Origin of the sequence: Embleya hyalina, from assembly GCF_003967355.1 — a bacterium.
Taxonomy (GTDB): Bacteria; Actinomycetota; Actinomycetes; order Streptomycetales; family Streptomycetaceae; genus Embleya; species Embleya hyalina.
On sequence record NZ_BIFH01000020.1, the window covers coordinates 353,885 to 374,866 of the forward strand.

The 20,982-nt window shown below is 71.5% G+C and carries 19 protein-coding genes; 8 read left to right on the forward strand and 11 right to left on the reverse strand.

Annotated features, from left to right (window positions below; translation table 11 throughout):
- Positions 1–105: 105 nt before the first annotated feature.
- Positions 106–870: an SDR family NAD(P)-dependent oxidoreductase gene (locus EMA17_RS20555; RefSeq protein WP_246126781.1), complete on the reverse strand. Its 765-nt coding sequence runs from the start codon at positions 868–870 to the stop codon at positions 106–108.
- A gap of 134 nt (positions 871–1,004) precedes the next feature.
- Entirely contained in the window at positions 1,005–2,144 is a 1,140-nt protein-coding gene (locus EMA17_RS20560; RefSeq protein ID WP_126638524.1) for an LLM class flavin-dependent oxidoreductase, read from the reverse strand.
- Positions 2,145–2,262: 118 nt separating this feature from the next.
- Here EMA17_RS20560 and EMA17_RS20565 point away from each other — a divergent pair, with 118 nt between their 5' ends.
- A complete protein-coding gene (locus EMA17_RS20565) occupies positions 2,263–2,844 on the forward strand; it encodes a PadR family transcriptional regulator (protein ID WP_246126782.1) in 582 nt (193 codons plus the stop codon).
- 86 nt (positions 2,845–2,930) lie between these two features.
- On the opposite strand, the gene EMA17_RS20570 is transcribed toward EMA17_RS20565, so the two are convergent.
- From EMA17_RS20570 to EMA17_RS52565, 9 genes are all read right to left on the reverse strand, one after another.
- Positions 2,931–3,572: a histidine phosphatase family protein gene (locus EMA17_RS20570; protein ID WP_126638566.1), complete on the reverse strand. Its 642-nt coding sequence runs from the start codon at positions 3,570–3,572 to the stop codon at positions 2,931–2,933.
- Entirely contained in the window at positions 3,569–3,991 is a 423-nt protein-coding gene (gene rsfS, locus EMA17_RS20575; RefSeq protein WP_126638526.1) for a ribosome silencing factor, read from the reverse strand. The genes EMA17_RS20570 and rsfS overlap by 4 nt, the downstream gene beginning before the upstream one ends.
- Positions 3,992–4,153: 162 nt before the next feature.
- On the reverse strand, positions 4,154–6,310 hold the full coding sequence (locus EMA17_RS20580; RefSeq protein ID WP_126638527.1) for an LCP family protein: 2,157 nt from the start codon (positions 6,308–6,310) through the stop codon (positions 4,154–4,156).
- A complete protein-coding gene (gene nadD / locus EMA17_RS20585) occupies positions 6,307–6,909 on the reverse strand; it encodes a nicotinate-nucleotide adenylyltransferase (protein WP_126638528.1) in 603 nt (200 codons plus the stop codon). The genes EMA17_RS20580 and nadD overlap by 4 nt, the downstream gene beginning before the upstream one ends.
- Before the next feature lie 42 nt (positions 6,910–6,951).
- Positions 6,952–7,785, reverse strand: a complete 834-nt coding sequence (locus tag EMA17_RS20590; RefSeq protein ID WP_126638529.1) for a carbohydrate ABC transporter permease — start codon at positions 7,783–7,785, stop codon at positions 6,952–6,954.
- A complete protein-coding gene (locus EMA17_RS20595; RefSeq protein WP_126638530.1) occupies positions 7,782–8,714 on the reverse strand; it encodes a carbohydrate ABC transporter permease in 933 nt (310 codons plus the stop codon). The genes EMA17_RS20590 and EMA17_RS20595 overlap by 4 nt, the downstream gene beginning before the upstream one ends.
- The gene (locus EMA17_RS20600; protein WP_126638531.1) at positions 8,711–10,000 is read right to left on the reverse strand and encodes an extracellular solute-binding protein; all 1,290 of its coding nucleotides are present in this window, start codon (positions 9,998–10,000) and stop codon (positions 8,711–8,713) included. Before EMA17_RS20600 ends, EMA17_RS20595 begins: the two co-directional genes overlap by 4 nt.
- A 126-nt stretch (positions 10,001–10,126) precedes the next feature.
- Positions 10,127–11,461 carry a TerD family protein gene (locus tag EMA17_RS20605; protein ID WP_126638532.1) on the reverse strand — a complete coding sequence of 445 codons (1,335 nt, stop codon included), beginning with the start codon at positions 11,459–11,461 and terminating at the stop codon, positions 10,127–10,129.
- 135 nt (positions 11,462–11,596) lie between these two features.
- A complete protein-coding gene (locus tag EMA17_RS52565) occupies positions 11,597–11,746 on the reverse strand; it encodes a hypothetical protein (protein WP_170222196.1) in 150 nt (49 codons plus the stop codon).
- A 159-nt stretch (positions 11,747–11,905) separates the two neighbouring features.
- Here EMA17_RS52565 and EMA17_RS20610 point away from each other — a divergent pair, with 159 nt between their 5' ends.
- The 7 genes from EMA17_RS20610 to obgE all read left to right on the forward strand — a co-directional run bounded on the left by EMA17_RS20610 (position 11,906) and on the right by obgE (position 20,950).
- The gene (locus tag EMA17_RS20610) at positions 11,906–13,036 is read left to right on the forward strand and encodes a M48 family metallopeptidase (protein WP_246126783.1); all 1,131 of its coding nucleotides are present in this window, start codon (positions 11,906–11,908) and stop codon (positions 13,034–13,036) included.
- A gap of 172 nt (positions 13,037–13,208) precedes the next feature.
- Positions 13,209–14,024 (forward strand): hypothetical protein, encoded by an 816-nt coding sequence (locus tag EMA17_RS20615; RefSeq protein WP_126638533.1) that lies wholly within the window; start codon positions 13,209–13,211, stop codon positions 14,022–14,024.
- A gap of 71 nt (positions 14,025–14,095) precedes the next feature.
- Entirely contained in the window at positions 14,096–14,965 is an 870-nt protein-coding gene (locus EMA17_RS20620) for a TIGR03936 family radical SAM-associated protein (protein WP_126638534.1), read from the forward strand.
- Between the two features lie 150 nt (positions 14,966–15,115).
- Positions 15,116–18,604, forward strand: coding sequence for an Rne/Rng family ribonuclease (locus tag EMA17_RS20625; RefSeq protein WP_126638535.1), 3,489 nt, complete (start codon positions 15,116–15,118; stop codon positions 18,602–18,604).
- 210 nt (positions 18,605–18,814) lie between these two features.
- On the forward strand, positions 18,815–19,129 hold the full coding sequence (gene rplU, locus EMA17_RS20630) for a 50S ribosomal protein L21 (protein ID WP_078977259.1): 315 nt from the start codon (positions 18,815–18,817) through the stop codon (positions 19,127–19,129).
- Positions 19,130–19,140: 11 nt separating this feature from the next.
- Positions 19,141–19,395, forward strand: a complete 255-nt coding sequence (gene rpmA, locus EMA17_RS20635) for a 50S ribosomal protein L27 (protein ID WP_020550744.1) — start codon at positions 19,141–19,143, stop codon at positions 19,393–19,395.
- Between the two features lie 109 nt (positions 19,396–19,504).
- Positions 19,505–20,950, forward strand: a complete 1,446-nt coding sequence (gene obgE, locus EMA17_RS20640) for a GTPase ObgE (RefSeq protein ID WP_126638536.1) — start codon at positions 19,505–19,507, stop codon at positions 20,948–20,950.
- Positions 20,951–20,982 lie beyond the last annotated feature (32 nt).

The following is a 20,982-nucleotide window of genomic DNA, read 5'->3' on the forward strand; positions in this document are numbered from 1 at the left end:
CCTTCGATCCGTGCCTGCCGACTTCTCGGCTCGCATTTGCATAGTACAACTAAGCAAATCGGAATCCGACCGAACGGTTGCCGGCCGGTCCACCCGCTGCCGCCGCTACCCCCGCACCGGCGGCACGATGCCCGCCGTCGAACCGCCGTCGATCACGAACTCGGTACCGGTGATCCACGAGGACGCGTCGGAGGCCAGGAACGCCACCAGTTCGCCGATGTCCTCCGGCTCGCCCACCCGACGCAGCGGCACGGTGGGGAAGTTGCCCGGCCCGCGCGTGAAGCGGTCGCCGATCATCGGCGTGTCCACGGCGCCCGGGTGCACCGAGTTGACCCGGATCCCGTACTCCCCCAGCTCCAGGGCGGCGGTCTTGGTCAGACCGCGGACGGCCCACTTGGAGGAGCCGTAGGCCGCGTGTCCCGGGATGCCCTGGAGGCCGGCCAGCGAGGAGATGTTCACGATCGACCCGCCGCCGTTCGCCCGCATCAGCGGCGCCACCGCCTGGATCCCGTGGAAGGCGCCGAACAGGTTGACCTTCAGGATCCGGTCCAGACCCTCCGGCGTCTCCTCCAGGATCGGCTTGGTCCACATGACGCCGGCGTTGTTGACCAGCACGTCCACCGGGCCGAACTCCCGCACGGCCAGCTCGACCACCGCCGCCCAGTCCGCCGCGTTCGACACGTCGTGCCGGACGAACCGGGCCCGGGGACCGATCTCCCCGGCGACCCGGGCGCCCTCGTCCTCCAGCAGATCGGTCAGCACGACGCGGGCCCCGCGGCGGGCGAACAACCGCGCCTCGGCCTCCCCCTGGCCCCGTGCCGCACCGGTGACGATCGCCACCTTGCCGGTCAGATCGATCGAGTCGCTCACGGTAACTACCTCCCAGTCGTCGGGCCCTCGGCCCCGGGTCGGCCGGATCCGGTCCTCCGCACCGGATCCGGCCGGTCGGTCTCGCTCGGGACACCGGCGCCCACGCGCCGCGTCCCGAACGAAGTCTCGATCCCTCAGGCCCCGTACTTCGCGCGGAAGTGCGGAATGACCTGCTCCCCCCAGATCCGGATCGTCTCCATGCAGTCCGCCTGCGGGACCGTGCCCATCTGGATCAGGCACATGATCTCGTCGGCCCCCGCGTCGATCAGCTTCTGGACGTAGCCGATCGCGTCCTCCGCCGTGCCGTACGCGTGGTTCACGTTGTAGGTGGCGGTGGCGTTCACCGTGACCGGGATCTTCGCCTCGTGCAGCATCGCGACCTGCTGTTCGGCCGCCTCGTGGATGACCGCCACCTCGTCCCGGCCCTCGACCACGGCCTCGTCCGGGATGCCGGACCTGCCGCCGGAGAACCAGTGCGCGATCGACTGGGCGAAGAAGCGCTGGCCGCGCGCGCCCACCTGGCGGGCCCGGGCGCCGTCCTCGGAGACGATCGTCGGGCACAACGCGACCAGGTGGTCGTTGGTCACCGAGGACACGAACCGCTCCCCGGTGCGCTCCTTGATCGCGTCCCGGTAGATCCGGTTGAGGTTGGCCACCTCCTCCGGGCCGGCGAAGCCGAGCACCAGCGCGCCGACGCCGTACTCCGCCGCCTCGACCAGGCTCGGCTGCTTGCTGCAGGCCAGGAACAGCGGCGGGTGCGGGGTCTGCACCGGGCGCGGCAGGATCGGGTGCGAACCCTCGATGTCGAGCACGTCGCCGTGCCACTCCAACTCGTCCCGCTGCCACGCGGCGCCGATGATCCGCAGCGCCTCCTCGACCTGGGCCTTGGTCTGCTCGATGTCCACGCCGCACAACGAGGACTCCTGGAGCGTGCCGCCGCGGGCCGCGCCGACGTCGAGCCGGCCGCCGGACAGCGTGTCCAGCATGCCGATGCGCTCGGCGACCCGGGCCGGGTGGTTGAAGTTGAACGGCATGCAGACCGCGCCGTGGGCGATCCGGATCCGGCTGGTGCGCGCGGCCACCCAGGTCAGGAAGATCTCCGGGGCGCTCATGTGCGAGTACCACTTCGTCGAGTGGTGCTCCACGGCCCAGATGCGGTCGAAGCCCATGCGCTCGGCGTATACGGCCTGCTCCACGGAGTCGAGGATGACCTCACGCTCGTGTTCCGCCGTGGGGTTGGCCATCTGGGCTTCGAAGATCATCGAGAACTGCATGCCGTACTCCTGGTGCGCGAGGCGTGGAATACTTCAATTAGATGTATGACGACCAGTCAGGTCAATAGCCAACTGACGTAGAATCAGAAAAAGTCGCCGCGTACCGATGGAGGCCACGATGACGGGGGATCCGCTCCCGAAGCTGCCCGCGACCGCGTGGGCCGTGCTCGGCCTCTTGTCGTTCCCGGGCGAGCGCTCCGGCTACGACCTCAAGAAGTGGGCCGACGCGTCCCTGCGCTTCTTCTACTGGAGTCCGGCGCTCAGCCAGATCTACAGCGAGCTCAAGCGCCTGGAGCAGCTCGGCTTCGCCGTCTCGCGGATCGCCTCGCAGGACGAACTGCGCAACAAGCGGCTGTACCGCATCACCGACTCCGGCCAGGAGGCGCTGGCCGCGTGGGCGCGCGAGACCCCGGCGGGGCCGCCCGTGCTCAAGCACGGCGTCGCGCTCCGGGTCTGGCTCGGCCACCTCAGCGAGCCGGAGGAACTGCGCAAGACCCTGGTCGAGCACCGCGACTACGCGGCGAGCACGCTCGTCGAGGTGCGCGCGAGCGAGGACACCGCGCAGGACCGCTGGCCGTTCCCGGCCCTGGTGCTCAAGTGGAGCGAGCGCTACTGGCAGGCCGAGCGCGACCTCGCCGACGGCATGCTCGCCGACCTGGAGGACCTGTACCGCAAACGGGAGGGCGAGGCCGCCGGGTGAGGACCCGGTGGGGATGACGCGAAAACGGTCTCGGAACCGGGTGTGAACCCGGTTCCGAGACCGTCACATGTCTCGCGTCGCGACCGTCAGTCGTCGTCCCCGATGACCGGTTCCGGCAGCGTCCCCGCGTTGTGCTCCAGCAGGCGCCATCCCCGGGCTCCCGGGCCGAGCACCGACCAGCAGCAGTTGGACAGCGCGCCCAGCGCGCCCCAGGTCTCCCGGGGCAGGCCCAGCAGCGCGCCGAGTCCGCAACGGATCGCGCCGCCGTGCGAGACCACCACGAGCGTGCCGTCCTCGGGCAGCTTCTCGACCGCGAGGCCGATCGCCTCGGCCATCCGCTCGGCGACCTCGCTCTCCAGCTCGCCGCCGCCGCGCCGGACCGGCTCGCCGCGCCGCCAGGCGGCGAACTGCTCGGGGAAGGTCGCCTCGATCTCGCGATTCGTCAGCCCCTGCCACTCGCCCGCGTAGGTCTCACGCAGCGCCGGGTCCAGGGCGACGGGGACGTCGACCAGCCGGGCCAGCTCCGCCGCGGTGTCCACGGTGCGGGTCAGGTCGGAGGACACGATCGCGTCCGGGCGCAGCGCCGCGAGCAGCCGGGCCGAGCGCCGGGCCTGGGCCAGGCCCTCGTCGGTCAGCGGGATGTCGGTCTGGCCCTGGAAACGCCGCTCGACGTTCCACGTGGTCTGGCCGTGCCGCCACAGCAGGACCCGGCGGCCGGTGCCGCTCAGAGCGCGCCCTCCGCCGCCCCCGCCGCCTCGGCGGCCCTGGCCTGCTCGTTGCCGCGCAGCACCGCTTCCGGCAGTTCGATCCGCGGGCAGTCCTTCCACAACTTCTCGAGCGAGTAGTAGGCCCGCTCCTCGGCGTGCTGGACGTGCACCACGATGTCGATGTAGTCGAGGAGGATCCAGCGCCCTTCGCGCTCGCCCTCGCGGCGGACCGGCTTGGCGCCGAGCCCGCGCAACGCTTCCTCGACCTCGTCCATGATCGCCTTGACCTGGCGGTCGTTGGACGCGGAGGCGAGCACGAACACGTCGGTGATCGTGACCACCTCGCTCACGTCGTAGGCGACGACGTCGGTGGCGAGCTTCTCTGCACATGCCACGGCAGCCGCGGTGGCGAGCTCCAGGGCGTGGGGGGTTGCGGTCACGATTCGCTTCCTGCGGACGACAAGGGGATTACCGTTCAGGGTCTCACACGCGGGGCGTGCGACGGCGACTCGTTATTTCCCGACCGGCCGGGTCGGAGCCGACCCGGCCGGGCTCCCGGCCCACCGGTCCACGCGGGAACGGCGGGCCGAAAAGCGCCGCCGCTACGACTTGGGCGCCTCGAACGCGTAGTCCTGACCGAGCGTGACCACCACGTCCGCCAGCATCTCCCCCGTCGCCTTCTTCACCGAGGTCGGCGGCAGGTGCAGGGTCAGCGCGGCCTGTTCCGCGTCCACCTTGCGGGCGTCGTTGGAGTACTGCACGACCGACGTGGGCTGTGCGCGCTTGCCCGACGCGCCGCCGGGGACGTAGGTGACGCCCGCGTTCAGCAGTTTGGCGTGCGCGTCCTCCTGGGCGCCGTTCTTGCCGCTCGCGTCCTCGACCATCACGCGTGCCGGACCCGCCTCGACCCGGCCCTGGCGTACGGTGCCGCCCAGCAGCTCGCGCACGATCGGGACGGCGGCGTTGATGTCCAGGATGCCCTCCGGCGACACCGGCAGCGCCCGGACCTGCAACAGCTTCGCCTGGGTCGCCTTCGCCAGGTTCGCCAGGAGCGTGCTGAGCTTGTCGTCCGGCAGCGAGGGATCCGGCAGGTTCGCCATGTTGGCGAGCAGCGTCAGGACCGCGTCGGGCTGGGTCGGGAACGCGGTCAGCAGGCCCTGGAGGACCCGGCCGAACCGGTCTCCGGTCACCGTCGGCGACTCGCCCGGCTGCTTGTACGTGGCGAAGGCCAGCGCCGCGACCCCGTTCGCCGGGTTGCGGCCCTGCCCGACCAGGACCTTGCCGTCCTGGCCCTTGATCTCGACGTCGGCGTTCAGCTGGATGCCGCCCGCGAGGTCGACCAGGCCCTGCAGGACCGGCTCGGAGACCACCCAGGAGCCGTCCAGCTTGACCCCGAGCAGGTCGGACAGCGCGTCCCGGGACGCGCCGGGCCCCTCGTCGGCCATCAACTGGCCGAGCGGGAAGGAGCTGTTGTCGGAGTTGACGATGGTGACCGAGGACACGCTGACCATGGACGCGGTGTTCTTCGCCGGGTCGACGGTGAGCAGCGCGTTGGCCGAGGCGCGGCCGTCCTTGCCGCGCAGTTGCACCAGCACGCCGCCGTTCTTGCCCGGCGCGGCGACCTTCTTCTCGTCCCGCAGCCAGGTGTCCCAGGCGAACCAGCCGCCGACACCGAGCAGCGCCACCGCGATCACCACGACGAGGGCGATCAGCCGGGTCCGGATCGCCCGGCGCTTCTCGTCCCGGCGCTCGGAACGCGTCTCGGCGAAGGAGAGCCAGTCGATGACGTCCTCGGCCTGCTCGCTCTCGTCGTCGACGAAGGCGAACTCGTCCGAGCCGTAGCCGGGTCGTCCCGGCCGCCCCGGACCCGGGCGGCGGGTCCTCGGCGGCGGCACCCGACCGTCCCCGGTCGAGCCGGCCTCGGCCCTCGCGGCGGGCGGGGCCGACGCGGTCGAGTCGCCCTTCGCCCCCGCGGACCGCGAGCGCGACGGCCGCACCGGCGTCGACCCCGCCGCGACCCCGATCGAGGCCGGGTCCGTACCGGCCGCCGGCAGCGACGCGGCCGACCCGGGCCGGCTCGCCGGCACCACGGGCGGCGTGGGCGGCGCGGGCGCGGCGGGGGGCTGCTCGTAGTACGCGGTGGGCTGCTGCGGTTCGGGGCGGCCCTGCGGCGCGTCCGGGTATCCGCCCCGGTTGCCCTGCTGCGGATACGCCTCGCCCGAAGGGGCCGCCGGATCATAGGCGTTGGGGTTGTACGCGTTCGGGTCGTACGGGTTCGGGTCGTACGCGTTGGCGTCGTAGCCGCCGGAGGTGTAGCCGGTGGGGTCGTACGTGCCGGGGGTGTACGCACCCTGCGGGTAGGCGCCGGCGTCGGGGGCGTAGCCCGTGCCGTAGCCGCCGCTCCCGTCGTACGTCCCGGCGCCCGTTCCCTGGCCGTACCCGTTCGGGTCCGGACCGGGATTCGCCGCCGGGTAGGCCCCGGACCCGTACGCGTTCGGGTCGTAACCACCCGCGCCGTAACCGGTGTTCGGGTCATAGGCCGCGTTCGGGTCGTAACCGGCGTTCGGGTCGTACGGGTACTGCTGCGGCGCGAAGTTCACCGGCTCCAGCCCCTCCGGGCCCGATCCCGCCGGCGGCTGTGCGGGGTATCCCGGGTGTCCGCCGTCGCCCCGCCCCGAGCCGTACGGTTCCTGCGTCTGCCCGCCGTCCCCTCGCTCGGTGCCGTAAGGCTCCCACTCGCGCCGGTCGTCGTTGCTCACGAAGCTCCCCGGTACAGCCCCCGCTTGCTGATGTATTGAACGACCCCGTCCGGTACCAGGTACCAGACCGGATCGCCCCCGGCCACCCTTGCACGGATGTCGGTCGACGAGATGGCCAGTGCGGGGACCTCCACCAGGCTCACGCCGCCGTCCGGGAAACCCGGGTCGGACAGAGTGTGCCCCGGACGGGTGCAACCCACGAAATGCGCGAGCTCGAACATCTCGTGCGCGTTGTGCCAGGAGAAGATCTGGGACAGCGCGTCGGCGCCGGTGATGAAGAATATTTCGGTGCCCTCGGGCGAGGACTCGCGCAGGTCGCGCAGGGTGTCGAGGGTGTACGTCTCGCCCTCGCGGTCGATGTCCACCCGGCTCACCGAGAACCTCGGGTTGGACGCGGTGGCGATCACCGTCATCAGGTATCGGTCCTCGGGCGAGGACACGTCCTGCGCGGACTTCTGCCAGGGTCGACCGGTCGGCACGAACACGACCTCGTCGAGCTCGAACTGGCCCGCCACCTCGCTCGCGGCGACGAGGTGCCCGTGGTGGATGGGATCGAAGGTGCCGCCCATGACACCGACACGTCTGTTCCGCTCGCTCATGGCGCGAGAATCTATCGTTCCGCGCTCCCCGAGCGCGCGCCCCTACTCCTTGACCGCCCCCGAGGTGATCCCCGCGACGATCCGCTTCTGGAAGACGAGCACCAGGACGACCACCGGAATGCTCACCACGACGGAGGCCGCCGCGATCGCGGCGGTGGGCTGCTGGAACTGCGAGGCGCCGGTGAAGAAGGCCAACGCGGCGGGTACGGTACGGGAGTTGTTGGTCGAGGTCAGCGACACCGCGAAGACGAAGTCGTTCCAGGCGAAGAAGAACACCAGGATCGCGGTGGTCACCACGGCCGGCACCGCCATCGGCGCGATCACGTATCGAAACGCCTGCCACGCGGAGGCGCCGTCGATTCGCGCGGCGTCCTCCAGGGCCCACGGGATCTGCTTGAAGAACGAGGTCAGCGTCCAGATCGACAGCGGCATGGTGAACGACAGGTAGGGCAGGATCAGCCCGATCCAGGTGTCGAACAGGCCGATCGTGCGCCACATGTCGAACAGCGGGCCGACCACCGCGATGGTCGGGAACATCGCGATCGCCAACGCGCCGAGCAGGATCAACCGCTTGCCCGGGAACTCCATCCGCACGATCGCGTACGCGGTGCCGGTGGCGCAGGCGACCGCGATCGTGGTGGCGATCAGCGAGATGCCGATCGAGTTGCGCAGCGCGTCGGTGAAGAGGTCGTTGCGAAAGACCGTGCGGTAGTTGTCCAGGCTCCAGGTCCTGGGCAGGAACTGCGCGTTGTTGATGTCGTCGCCGCCCTTGAAGGACAGCGAGAGCATCCAGGCCAGCGGGAGCACGGTGATCCCGATCACCACGACGCCGACCAGGGTGCGCACGCCCTCGCGGGCCGGGCTCGGCTGACTCACGCGGGGCTCCCGAGCTTGCTCACGTCGGTACGGAAGAGCTTGATGAACAGGAACGCGATCAGCAGCACACAGGCGAACAGCAGCACCGAGATGGCCGAACCCAGACCCAGGGCGGTACGGCCGACCAGTTGGCGATAGGCCAGGAACGACACCGTCTCGGTGTCGTTGGCGCCGCCGGTCATCACGAAGACCGAGTCGAAGATGCGGAACGCGTCCATGGTCCGGAACAGCAGCGCGACCAGGATCGCCTGCTTCATGATCGGCAGGGTGACCCGGGTGAGCCGCTGCCACGGCCCCGCGCCGTCCACCCGCGCGGCCTCGTGCACGTCCGGGGAGACCTGGATCAGGCCGCCGAGCAGCAGCAGCGACATGAACGGCGTGGTCTTCCAGATCTCCGAGAGGGCGATCACGAACAGTGCGGTCCAGCGGTGGTCGAACCAGGCGACGTCGGTGCCCAGCCAGTCGTTGACGAACCCGGTGGACGGGTCGAACGCGTAGCGCCAGGCGTAGGCGGAGACGACCGTGACGATGCCGTACGGGATCAGCACGATGGTGCGCAGCGTGCGCCGCAGGTACAGCGCGCGCTGCATCAGTTGGGCGAGCCCGAAGCCGATCACGAACTCGACCGAGACGGTGACCACGGTCAGCGCGAGGGTGGTCCACACGTCGGTCCACCACAGCGGGTCCTTGAGCACCACCCAGTAGTTCGACAGACCCGCGAACGAATCGGCGTCCGGGGTGGTCAGCCGCTTGTGGAAGAGCGAGAGCCACACGGCGTCGACCAGTGGCGCGATCGCGACCGCGAGCATGATCAGCACGGCGGGTGCGGACAGCAGCCAACCGGTGCGGCGCATGCGCTGCGCGTGGTCGAGCTGTTTCCGGGGCTTCTTGTGCCGAGGCGCGGTGCGGGTCGCGGATGCCGTGCTCACAGCAGCACCTTGTCGTGCAGGACCCCGGTGATGAGGTCGTCGGTGGCGCGGGGGGCGGAGTTCGGGTCGACGTCGGCGGGCGGGTGGTACTCGCGCTGCACCGCCGCGGAGACGTCGTTGTAGTAGGGGGTGCGCGGACGCGGACCGGCCTGGTCGAGGGACTCCTTGATCAGATCCGCCATCGGCAACGCCGCGCGGACGCCCGGATCGTCGTAGGCGGCGGCTCTGGCCGTGGTCTCCTTCGACTCCAGCATGTAGGTGATCTGGTTCTCCAGGGTGCCCGCGCAGCGCACCGCTCTCACCGCCTCGGCGGGGTGTTCGCCGTAGCGGCCGACGCCCAGTGAGATCCCGCCGAACGGCGGCTTGGACGGCTTGTCGGGATCGGTCCGCGGGTAGCGGGCCCAGCCGTAGTCGTCCAGTACCTCGCGCGAGAGCTCGCCGCCGTCGACCGCCTCGGCCGCGGCGCCGCGCGCGTACGTCCAGTTGATCATGAAGCCGCCGGAGCCGGACTGGAACACGGTCCGGGTGTCGTCCTCGATCGAGGTGGCCAGGTTGGTCGGTGCGGCGGAGGAGCGGCCGAGGCGGCGCATCACCTCGGCTGCTCGCCTGCCCGCGCCGCCCTCGCGCAGTGCGGGCGTCAGGTCGACACCCTTCTCCACGTCCCGCACGATCGCCCCGCCGGCGCCGGTGACCAGGCCGTTGACCCACACGGTCAGGCCCTCGTAGCGCTTGGCGGGCACCGCGACGGTCTTGTGCGTCTTCTCCGCGGCGGTGATCAGGTCGTCCCAGCCGATCGGCCGGGTGAGGTCGAGTCCGGCCTCGGCGGCCACCGACTTGCGGTACCACAGGAGTTGGGTGTTGGCCCGGAACGGCGCGGCGACCAGTCGGCCCCGCCACCCCGAGGACTCCACGGCGCTGCTCAGCATGCCGTCGGTCAGCGTCGCGGCCTCGGCCGCCGTGAACGGGCGCAGGAAGCGCGCCTCGGCGAACTCCGGTACGAAGACGGGGTCGAGCGCCATCACGTCGATCGAGGAGTCCTTGGCGGCGAGCCGGCGCACCAGTTGCTCGCGCTGTCCGGACGCGTCGGTGGGCAACACCGAGACCTTGACCCGATAGGCGCCGCCGGACGCCCGGCTGCACCGGTCGGCGAGCTTTTGATAGGCCCCGTTGTCCGGCGGTACGTACCAGTTCAGCTCGGGCGCCCCCGAGCCACCGCCCCCGCACCCGACGACGACGGAGGCGACCAACGCGAGCGCGACGGCCAGGAGCCCGTGACGACGAGGCATGTGGTTCACCTGATCAGCAGATCAAGGAACCAACCTCCATCCCGCCAACTCCCCCGAATGGTGGCGTGTCGATGTCGGGTGTCGCAACGAGCGGCGGGGGTGCGGGGGTGCGGGGGTGCCGCCGGGTCAGTCGGGGATCGTGGCCAGGGTCCAGGCGCCGTCGGCTTCGATCTCGATCAGGCAGGGGCCCTTGGGCAGGATCGACTCGCCCTCGTAGTCGCCGATCACGTTGGCCAGGGTGCCGAGATAGGCCTCGTCGCCGCCGTGTTCGGTGAAGGTGCCGACGATGAAGTTGCTGCCGCCGGCGTGCGTCATCGCGACCACCGTGCGCGGGCCGGCCCAGCGCACCGTCTCGGGGCCGGTGCCCTCCAGCCGGTCGGTGAGCGGCCGGGCGGCCTCGGGGGTGAGCAGGCGGACGGTCCACGCGCCGTCGGCCTCGATCTTCAGGCGCGAGGTACGCGTGCCGCGTTCGTCCACCAGGGCCCGGCTCCGGTGCGTGCCGATCGTGTTGGCCAGGAGCTTGTCCGTCTCCAGGTCGGCGTCCAGCGTCCAGACCACGAAGTTCTCGGTGCCCCGGGCCTCCAACTCGATCAGGAAGGGGCCGGCGTCGACGGGGCGCTCGATGGAGAGGACCCGGTCGCCGCGGCCCTCGTACTCGACGGCGGGCGCGGGGCGGGGCGAGAGCGGGGCGGCGTCGGCGGGGTCGGGGTCGGGGTCGGGGTCGGGCGCGGCCTGCGGTTCCGGCAACTGCTCGGCTTGGAGCGGTGGTTCCGGCACGACGTCGGCCGAGGCGGCCGGCGCGGGTTCGGCCTCGGACCCGACCTCGGGTTCCGGAGCGGGCTCGGGGTCGACCGCGGGCTCGGCCTCGGACACCCGTGCGGGCTCCGCCTCCGACCCCCCGGCCGGTTCCGGTGCCGGCTCGACGTGCGCCGCCGCGTCCGGTACCACCGGGTCCGCCATCACCGCGGCCGTGAACAGCGCCTGGTCGGGCTCCGCGCCCAGGTCCCGCACCAATTGGTCCAGGCCCGCCTCGTAACCCTGTCCCACCGCGCCGAACCGCCACCCGTCCCGCCGATAGACCTCGGCCAGGATCAGCGCCCGTTCCCGGGTCGACTCGCCCACCGGCAGCACGAATCGGCCGATCTCGCCGTCTGCGCCGAGCAGACGCAGGTGCGACCCGGCACCGAACCCCGGCTCCCGCGCGCCGATCGCGAACACCAGCCGGTCCACCGCGTCGTCCACGGCGGACAGGTCCACGTGGAACTCGGCGATCCCGGTCCCGCCGGCCACGAGCGCGACCGCGCTCGTCAGCGACGCGGGCCGGGCGGTACAGACCACATCCAGATCCGCCGTCCCGAGGCTGAAGCAGTACGCGGCCAGGCCCTCGCCCGACACGTCGAACTCCACCCTGATGGCGGATTCGTCCAGCCTCGTCTTCTCGCCCATGGCGAATGTACGCATCGAGCCCTCCCCGGCCTCCCCTGACCTGGCGTCACCTTAACGCGCATGACGAAGCGCCGGGCGGCAACGGGCCACCCGGCGGGAACGGGGAGGTTCGGCGAACCGGACGCGGCCGTCCGGGTTCGGACCGCGGGCTCAGCGGTCCTTGTTGAAGCGCGTCACGACGAACAGCAGGATGAGCAGCGTGGCCAGCGCACCGATGCCGGCACCCAGCGCGTTCAGGTTCTCGTGCTTGCCGCTCTCGTTGGCCAGCGTGGTGAGGACGGTCGTGGCGTGCTGGGTCATCCGTGGTCAGCCCTTGCGTAGTTTTTGCCGACGTGTGCGGACGACATCGTACGGGCGCGGAGGGTGAGGCGCGCGGCCAGGTTCCAGGGACGACCCTCGGCCCCGGGGGTCGGATGTGCCTAGGGTGGACGTGGATTGCTCGAGGCTAGGGGGCGCAGCATGCCGGACGACAAGACGGTCGGACCGTTCGAGGGACGCCGACGATTCCCCGGGATCTCCTCCCGGGCCTACGAACATCCCTCCGACCGCGCCGCGCTGGTGGCGATGCGCCGGCTCAGCGGTTTCGATCTCGTACTGAAACAGATGTCGGGTCTGGTGTCCGAGCGGGCGATCCGACTCGCCTTCCTGGCGGGGTCGGTCCGGGCGGGCGAGCAGCAGTTCCACCGCCTGCACGAGATGGCCCGCGAGTCGGCGTACATCCTGGATCTGCCCACCGTGCCGGAGCTGTTCGTCACCCAGGACCCGCAGCCGAACGCGATGGCGATCGGCATGGACAAGCCGTTCATCGTGGTCACCTCGGGCCTGGTCGAACTGCTCGACGACGACGAGATGCGCACGGTGATCGGGCACGAGACCGGGCACATCCTGTCCGGACACGCCGTGTACCGCACGATGTTGCTGATCCTGACCCGGTTCGCCGCCGCGCTGTCCGGGATCCCGCTGGGCACGATCGGCGTGCACGCGATCATCACCGCGTTGCAGGAGTGGTTCCGCAAGTCGGAGGTGTCCTGCGACCGGGCGGGCCTGCTGGTCGGCCAGGACCCCGAGGTGTCGATGCGCGCGCTGATGAAGGTCGCGGGCGGCTCGCAGCTGCACGAGATGAGCACCGACGCGTTCCTGGAGCAGGCCGCCGAGTACGAGGGCGCCGGCGACCTGCGCGACAGCGTGCTCAAGTTGATGAACCTGTTGGGCCGTTCCCACCCGTTCCCGGTGGTCCGGGTCGCCGAACTGCGCAAGTGGGCGGACGGGGACGACTATCGGCGGATTCTGGCCGGCGAGTATCCGCGTCGCGAGGACGACCCGAACGCGTCGGTGCGCGAGGAGGCCAAGGCCTCGGCGAACGCCTACCGCGAGTCCGTACGCACCACCACGGACCCGCTGTTCGGCCTGCTGCGCGACCTCGCCGACGGCGCGGCGGACGCGGGCGGCAAGCTCCGGGACCGGTTCGCCGGCCGCCGCGGCGAACCCGGGCCGACGCCGGACGGTGAGACGCCGCCCGACGGTCACACGCCGCCGTCGAGCGGGGGGAAGCGAGCACCCGAGGGCGGGGCCGGGGGACGGCCCGCGTGAAGCGGCTCGCTCTCCCTATATATAGGCGTCACACAGGCCACACCCGTGGGCACCGGCGATCACGGGGCCGGTGGACCGCCACTGGCAGCACTGCCAAGTAGTCGGATAGTCACATAAAGCAGCAATGCCGGTCCCGCCTCCTCACCGGGGGCGGGACCACTAATCTTCCCGGGTGACTGCAAACGGGGAGCAACCGGATCGGGTTCCGTGGGAGCCGTCCCGCGCGAATCCACCACCGGGTCGGCCGGAGCCGCCGGCGTGGCAACAGCACGCGGACCACGCGTACCCGCCGCGCACCGGCCCCGAGCCGGGCGAGGGTTGCCTGTACACGGTGGTCCGCTGGCCCGCCCGGATCATCGCGCTGGTCATCGTGGTCCCGCTGCGCCTGCTGTGGGAGTTGGTGCGGCTGATCGGCCGGGGGATCAAGTTCCTGTTCTGGGACTGGTTCCTGTATCCGATCCTGCGGGGGCTGAAGAAGCTGCTGTGGGACTGGTTCCTGTACCCGGTGCTGAGCTTCGTCGGCCGCCACATCCTCGTCCCGCTCGGCAACGCGCTCGCGTGGGTGTTCACCCGGCTCGTATACCGACCGCTCGCCTTCCTGTTCCGCCACCTCCTGCTCGTGCCCGGCGCGTGGTTGTGGCGGCACGTGTTGCGGCCGATCGGGCGCGCGACGCTGCTCGCCCTGCGGTTCGCGTGGGACGTCTCCACCGCGGTGCTCAACTTCCTGATCGTCCGGCCACTGTCCTGGTTGTGGCGCGCGGTGCTGGTCCCGATCGGTCGCGGCATCGCGGTGGTCTGGCGGCATCTGGTGGTGCTGCCGGTGGCCTGGGCCTGGCGCAATGTGCTCACGCCGATCGGCAGGGCCATCCGCGCCGTGGGGCGAGTTCTGGTCGTGGCGCCGTGCCGCTGGGTCGGTCGGGCCGTTCTCCGGCCGATCGGCAGGGCCACCGCCGAGGTGTTCAGAGCCCTCGGAATCGGGGGGCGCTGACCCGACCCGTCCCATGGCCGTAGTCTTGGAACGACTTCTGTCCATCCCCTTGAGTCGAGGACTGAGCGAAACTGGCACGACGTACGCCCGAGGGACCGCCGCCCGCGCCGACGGTCCAGCGACTGCGCCTCCGGTACACCAAGCGCGGCCGCCTCCGGTTCACCAGCCACCGGGATTTCCAGCGCGCGTTCGAGCGGGCCCTGCGTCGGGCGGAAGTGCCGATGGCCTACTCCGCCGGTTTCACCCCCCACCCCAAGGTCTCCTACGCGGGAGCGGCGCCCACCGGCGTCGCCAGCGAAGCCGAATATCTCGAGATCGGCGTGGCCACACACTGTGACCCCGCCCGTCTGCGGGATCTGCTGGACGCGTCGCTGCCGAACGGTCTCGACATCGTCGAGATCGTCGAGGCACAGGGCGGCAACCTCCCCGAGCGCCTGGAGGCGTCGGTCTGGGAGCTGGCCCTGGACGGGGTCGCTCGCGAGGAGGCCGAGCGCGCGGTCACCGCGTTCCTGGCCGCCGAGACCGTCGAGGTCCAGCGGATGAGCAAGAACGGGATGCGCACATTCGACGCCCGGGAGGCGGTGATCGCACTGACCGTCACCACCCCCGACGGAAACGACGCAGGTCACCAGGGTGTCGATGCGGGTAGTGCCGCACCCTGTGCGATACTGCGACTGGTTGTCCGGCACACCACACCCGCCGTTCGACCCGACGACGTTCTGTCCGGTCTTCGCACGGTCGCCGAACTTGTGACGCCCACCGCCGCCGCGGTCACCCGCCTGGCGCAGGGGCCGCTCGACGCCGCGACCGTTTCGGTGACCGACCCGCTCGCGCCCGACCGCGCGACATCGGCGGTGGAGCACACCTCGCAGGGGGACGAGGAACTCCGAACCGGCCCGCAGGGCGGTGCAGAACCCGTCGTCGAAGCCTCGAATCGGTGACGACCGGGTACACGAGGCCCAAGGCTTGAATTTCCGACAGACTTATCGCCCGGATCACGGCCGCAAGGCCGGGACCGGCGAGTGAGAGAGAAGCTTCCGCGCGGCGCCCTGCGTTGGAGCGCCCGGAAGCGTGACGGGAGACAGACCCGCATGCTCGACACCGAGCCCAACGACACGCCTGAGACATCAGGTACTTCCGGGGTTGTAAACCCCGGTACTTCCGACAACGACAACAGTACGAAGGACGACACGGCCACGACGTCGGCACCCCGCCGCCGTCGGCGCGCCGCGAGCCGTCCGGCCGGACCGCCGAGCGTGCCCTCTCCCGAGGCCGCGCCGGTTCCGGCCGCGGTGACGCCCGAGGCCGACGAGGAGGAGCCGGAGGTCGACGAGACCGCACCGGTCGACGCCGCGCCGGAACCCGAGCCGGAGCCGGAGCCCGAGGCGCCGCGACGGACGCGGCGTACCCGCAAGCGGGTGACCGCGCCGGTGACCGACACGGCCGCGATCGTGGCCGCGCCGACGGAGGCGGTCGAGGCCGCGCCGACGGAGGTCGTCGCCGAGAGCGAGGCCGCCGCGCCGGCCGAGGAGGAGGCGCCGCGTCGGGTCCGGCGTACCCGCAAGCGCGCGGTGCCGGCCGTCGAGGAGGCCGAGGCGGCACCCGTCGCCGAGGTCGAGCCGGTGGTCGAGGCCGAGCCCGAGGCGGCCGCCGAGCCGCCCGCCCCGTCGTCCCGGCGCAAGACGCCGCCGCCGGTCTTCCAGCCGCTGTTCCAGGCCCCGCAGGCCGCGGTCTTCGCGGCGCCGCAGCGTGCCGCCGAACCGGTGGCCGCGCCGGCCGAGGACACCGTCCCGGCCGAGCCGGAGAGCACGCCCGAGGAGCCCCGCAGTCGGCGTCGCCGGCGCCGCGCGCTGCCGGCGGACGAGGTGCACGGCGCGGCCGAGGCCGAGCCGCAGGACTCGCGCTACCAGGACGAGCAGGAGCGGCACGCGGGCCGCCCGGTCGCCGCCGCCGAGCCGGTCGAGCCGACCGAGGAGCCCGAGGGCGCCGAGGCGCACGAGGCGCACGAGGACGAGACCGACGGCGACCGCCCGACCCGTCGCCGCCGGCGCGGTGGCCGACGCCGCCGCGGTCGCGGTGACGACGGCGCCGAGGACCACGGTTCCGACGAGGACGACGAGCAGCGGATCGAGGGCGTCGGCGACGGCCCCGACGAGGACGCGGACCCCGACGACCCGAGCGAGGCCGGCGCGACCACCAGCAGCCGCCGTCGCCGGCGGCGCCGTCGTCGCGACGGGGCCGCCGACGAGCCCGCCGGCGAGCCGCAGGACGATCCCGAGCGCACCGTGGTCAAGGTCCGCGAGCCGCGCAAGCGCGACGTGCTCGCCGACAGCCCGACCGACGAGGTGCAGGGCGTCAAGGGCTCGACCCGCCTGGAGGCCAAGAAGCAGCGCCGCCGCGAGGGGCGCGAGCAGGGTCGCCGCCGGGTGCCGATCATCACCGAATCGGAGTTCCTGGCCCGCCGCGAGGCGGTCGAGCGGGTCATGGTCGTGCGCCAGAACGGCGACCGCACCCAGATCGGCGTGCTCGAGGACGACGTGCTCGTCGAGCACTACGTGAACAAGGAGCAGGCCACCTCCTACGTCGGCAACGTCTACCTGGGCAAGGTCCAGAACGTGCTGCCGTCGATGGAGGCCGCGTTCGTCGACATCGGCAAGGGCCGCAACGCGGTGCTGTACGCCGGTGAGGTCAACTTCGAGGCGGCGGGCTTCAGCGGTCCGCGCCGGATCGAGGCCGTGCTCAAGCCCGGCCAGTCGGTCCTGGTCCAGGTCACCAAGGACCCGATCGGCCACAAGGGCGCCCGGCTGACCAGCCAGGTCTCGCTGCCCGGCCGCTACCTGGTGTACGTGCCCGAGGGCACGATGACCGGGATCAGCCGCAAGCTCCCGGACACCGAGCGGGCCCGGCTGAAGACCATCCTCAAGAAGATCGTGCCGGAGAACGCGGGCGTCATCGTGCGCACCGCCGCCGAGGGCGCGACCGAGGAGGACCTGACCCGCGACGTGACGCGGCTCCAGGCCCAGTGGGAGGACATCAAGAAGAAGTCCAAGATGATCACGACCAGTTCGCCCTCGCTGCTGTACGGCGAGCCGGACATGACGGTCCGGGTCATCCGCGACATCTTCAACGAGGACTTCTCCAAGCTGATCGTCTCGGGCGACGAGGCGTGGAACGTCATCCACGAGTACGTCGGCCACGTGGCCCCCGACCTGGCCCCGCGCCTGTCGCGGTGGACCAGCGAGGTGGACGTCTTCGCGACGTATCGCATCGACGAGCAGCTGATGAAGGCGCTGGACCGCAAGGTCTGGCTGCCCAGCGGCGGCTCGCTGGTGATCGACCGCACCGAGGCGATGGTCGTGGTCGACGTCAACACCGGGAAGTTCACCGGTCAGGGCGGCAACCTCGAGGAGACCGTCACCCGCAACAACCTGGAGGCGGCCGAGGAGATCGTCCGCCAGCTCCGGCTGCGCGACCTCGGCGGGATCATCGTCGTCGACTTCATCGACATGGTCCTGGAGGCCAACCGCGATCTGGTCCTGCGTCGCCTGATGGAGTGCCTGGGCCGGGACCGGACCAAGCACCAGGTCGCCGAGGTGACCTCGCTCGGCCTGGTCCAGATGACCCGCAAGCGGGTCGGCCAGGGTCTGCTCGAAGCCTTCTCCGAGAACTGCGAGCGGTGCAACGGGCGCGGTGTGATCGTGCACATGGACGCGCCGGAGACCAAGGGCCACGGCAACGGCGGACACACCCACGGCGGCAACGGCGCGGCGAGCGGCGGTGGGCGGCGCAAGCGCAACAAGGGCAACGCCGACCGCAACGGCAGCGGGCCGATCACCGAGATCGTCGAGACGGACGAGTCGGTCGAGCGGGACGTGCCGGAGTTCGACGAGGTCGCGGAGGTCGCCGAGGTGCCCGCGGTCGCCGAGACGATCGAGGTCGTCGAGGTCGCGGAACCGGTCGAGGTCGCGGAGCCGGTCGAGGTCGTCGAGGCGGAGGTCGTACCGGAGCCGGTGGCGCCGGTCGAGGTCGTCGAGGTGCCGGTGGTGGAGGCCCCCGAGGCCGAGCCCGCGGTGACCGAGGGCGCGGACGTACCGGCCGAACCGGTCGTGGCCGCCGAGGCCGCCGAAGAGGCCGAGGAGGCCCCCGCGCCGGCCAAGCGGGTGCGCAAGGCCGCCGCCAAGAAGACGGCGGCCAAGAAGACCGCGGCCAAGACCACGGCGGCGAAGAAGACCGCCGCCAAGGCGCCCCGGAAGTCGGCCAAGAAGGTCGCCGCCGAGGCGGCCGAGGCCGAGGCCGTCGAGCAGCCGACCGAGTCGGCCGCGCCGGAGGCGGCGCCCGAGGCCGCACCCGCCGCGGCCGCCAAGGCGCGCAAGGCCGCCAAGAGCACGCGGGCCGCGAAGACCGCCGCCGCCGCCGAGCCGGCGACCGAGGCTCCGGCCGAGGCCGAGGCGGCGCCCGCCAAGCCGGCCAAGGCCGCCGCCAAGCCGCGCAAGACGTCGCGGCGGGCGACCCGGCCCGCCGGACCGCCGGAGGGTGCCGTGGACGGCGCCGAGCCGGTGCCGGCGGCGAGCGGAAGCTGAGCCGTGACGGGTCCGCTCCGGGGTGCCATCCCCCGGGCGGACCCGTTTGGCCTTCGGCCCCGGGCATCCTGTAACCTTTGCCCTTGGTGTGCTTAGGCACAGGCTCCTGAGCAACCACCCTCCGGATCGCAAGCTTCGGAGGAGGCCCCCGATTTCTGTTCGGTGTGGCTGGCTTCAGGGGCTCGGACCCTGCAGAGAGAGAGATCCACGGTGTACGCGATCGTTCGCGCCGGTGGCAGGCAGCACAAGGTTGCCATCGGTGACGTCGTCCAGGTCGACCGCATTCGCGGTGCGGCGGGCACGGCAGTTGAGCTCCAGGCCATTCTCGTCGTAGACGGTGAAGCCGTGACGAGTGACCCGTGGGTCCTCGCGGGTGTGAAGGTGACGGCCGAGGTCGTCGACCACACCAAGGGCAAGAAGATCGACATTCTGAAGTACAAGAACAAGACCGGTTACCGCAAGCGCATGGGTCACCGCCAGCAGCACACCCAGCTGAAGATCACCGGCATCAACTCCGGGAAGTAGGGAGAAGCGACATGGCACACAAGAAGGGTGCGTCTTCCACCCGGAACGGCCGTGACTCGAACGCGCAGCGCCTCGGCGTCAAGCGCTTCGGCGGCCAGGTCGTCAACGCCGGCGAGATCATCGTCCGCCAGCGCGGCACGCACTTCCACCCCGGCACCAACGTCGGTCGCGGTGGCGACGACACGCTGTTCGCGCTGTCGGCCGGCGCCGTGCAGTTCGGCACCGCGCGCGGTCGCCGCGTCGTGAACATCGTCCCGGCGGAATAATCACGCCGCGGCATTCGCTTCGACACCCGAGGGCGGACCCTATTCGGTCCGCCCTCGGGTGTTTGTCCACAGTGTTCGCTCCCCGCTCGGGAGCCGAGGAGGAATCCACGTGACGACCTTCGTCGACCGCGTCGTGCTGCACGTCGCGGCGGGTAACGGGGGCCACGGCGTGGCCTCGGTGCACCGCGAGAAGTTCAAGCCGCTCGGCGGCCCCGACGGGGGCAACGGCGGTCGCGGCGGCGATGTCACGCTGGTCGTCGACGCCAACACCACCACGCTGCTCGAATACCACCACCACCCGCACCGCAAGGCCACCAACGGCAAGCCCGGCGCCGGCGCCAACCGCACCGGACCCAACGGCGCCGACGTGATCCTGCCCGTGCCGGACGGCACCGTGGTCAAGCGACTGCTCCCCGACGGCGACGAGGAATTCGTCGAGGACCTGGTCGGCAACGGCGCCAGCTACGTGATCGCCCAGGGCGGTCGCGGCGGCCTCGGCAACGCCGCGCTGGCCTCGCCGCGCCGCAAGGCCCCCGGCTTCGCCCTCCTCGGCGAACCCGGCGAGGCCGGCGACTTCGTCCTGGAGTTGAAGACCGTCGCCGACGTCGCGCTCGTGGGCTTCCCCAGCGCCGGCAAGTCGTCGCTGATCGCCACGCTCAGCGCCGCGCGGCCCAAGATCGCCGACTACCCGTTCACCACCCTGGTGCCGAACCTGGGCGTGGTCACCGCCGGCGACGTCGTCTACACCGTCGCCGACGTACCCGGACTGATCCCCGGCGCGAGCGAGGGCAAGGGCCTGGGCCTGGAGTTCCTGCGGCACGTGGAGCGCTGCAAGGCGCTGGTCCACGTGCTCGACTGTGCGACGCTGGAGCCCGGCCGCGACCCGATCTCCGACCTGGACACCATCGAGGCCGAACTCGCCGCCTACGGCGGCCTGGAGGACCGGCCCCGGATGGTCGCGCTGAACAAGGTCGACGTGCCCGACGGCAACGACCTGGCGGAAATGGTCACGGCCGAGTTGGAGGCACGCGGGCTGAAGGTGTTCCCGGTCTCCGCGGTCAGCCGCGCGGGGCTGCGCGAGTTGTCCTTCGCGATGGCCGCCCAGGTGCAGGGTGCCCGCGACGCGGCGCCCGCGCCGGAGGCCACCCGCATCGTGCTGCGCCCGACCGCGGTCGACGACAGCGGCTTCACCGTCACCCGCCGCGACGAGGCGTTCATCGTGCGCGGCGCCAAGCCCGAACGCTGGGTGCGCCAGACCGACTTCGCCAACGACGAGGCCGTGGGCTACCTGGCCGACCGGCTCGCCCGGCTCGGGGTCGAGGAGGCCCTGTGGTCGGCGGGCGCGGTCCCCGGCGCCGAGGTGGTCATCGGCGACGACGTCACCGGCGTGGTCTTCGACTGGGAGCCGACCGTCGCGGCCGGCGCCGAGATGCTGGGTCGACGCGGCGAGGACCACCGCCTGCAGACGCACCGCCCGGCGGTGGACCGGCGCCGCGAGCGCGAGGCGATCGAGACGCAGTACGAGGAGTTCGACCCGTTCTCGGACGACTCCTGACGCCTCGCGGTCCGGTGGTTCTCCACCGGCGC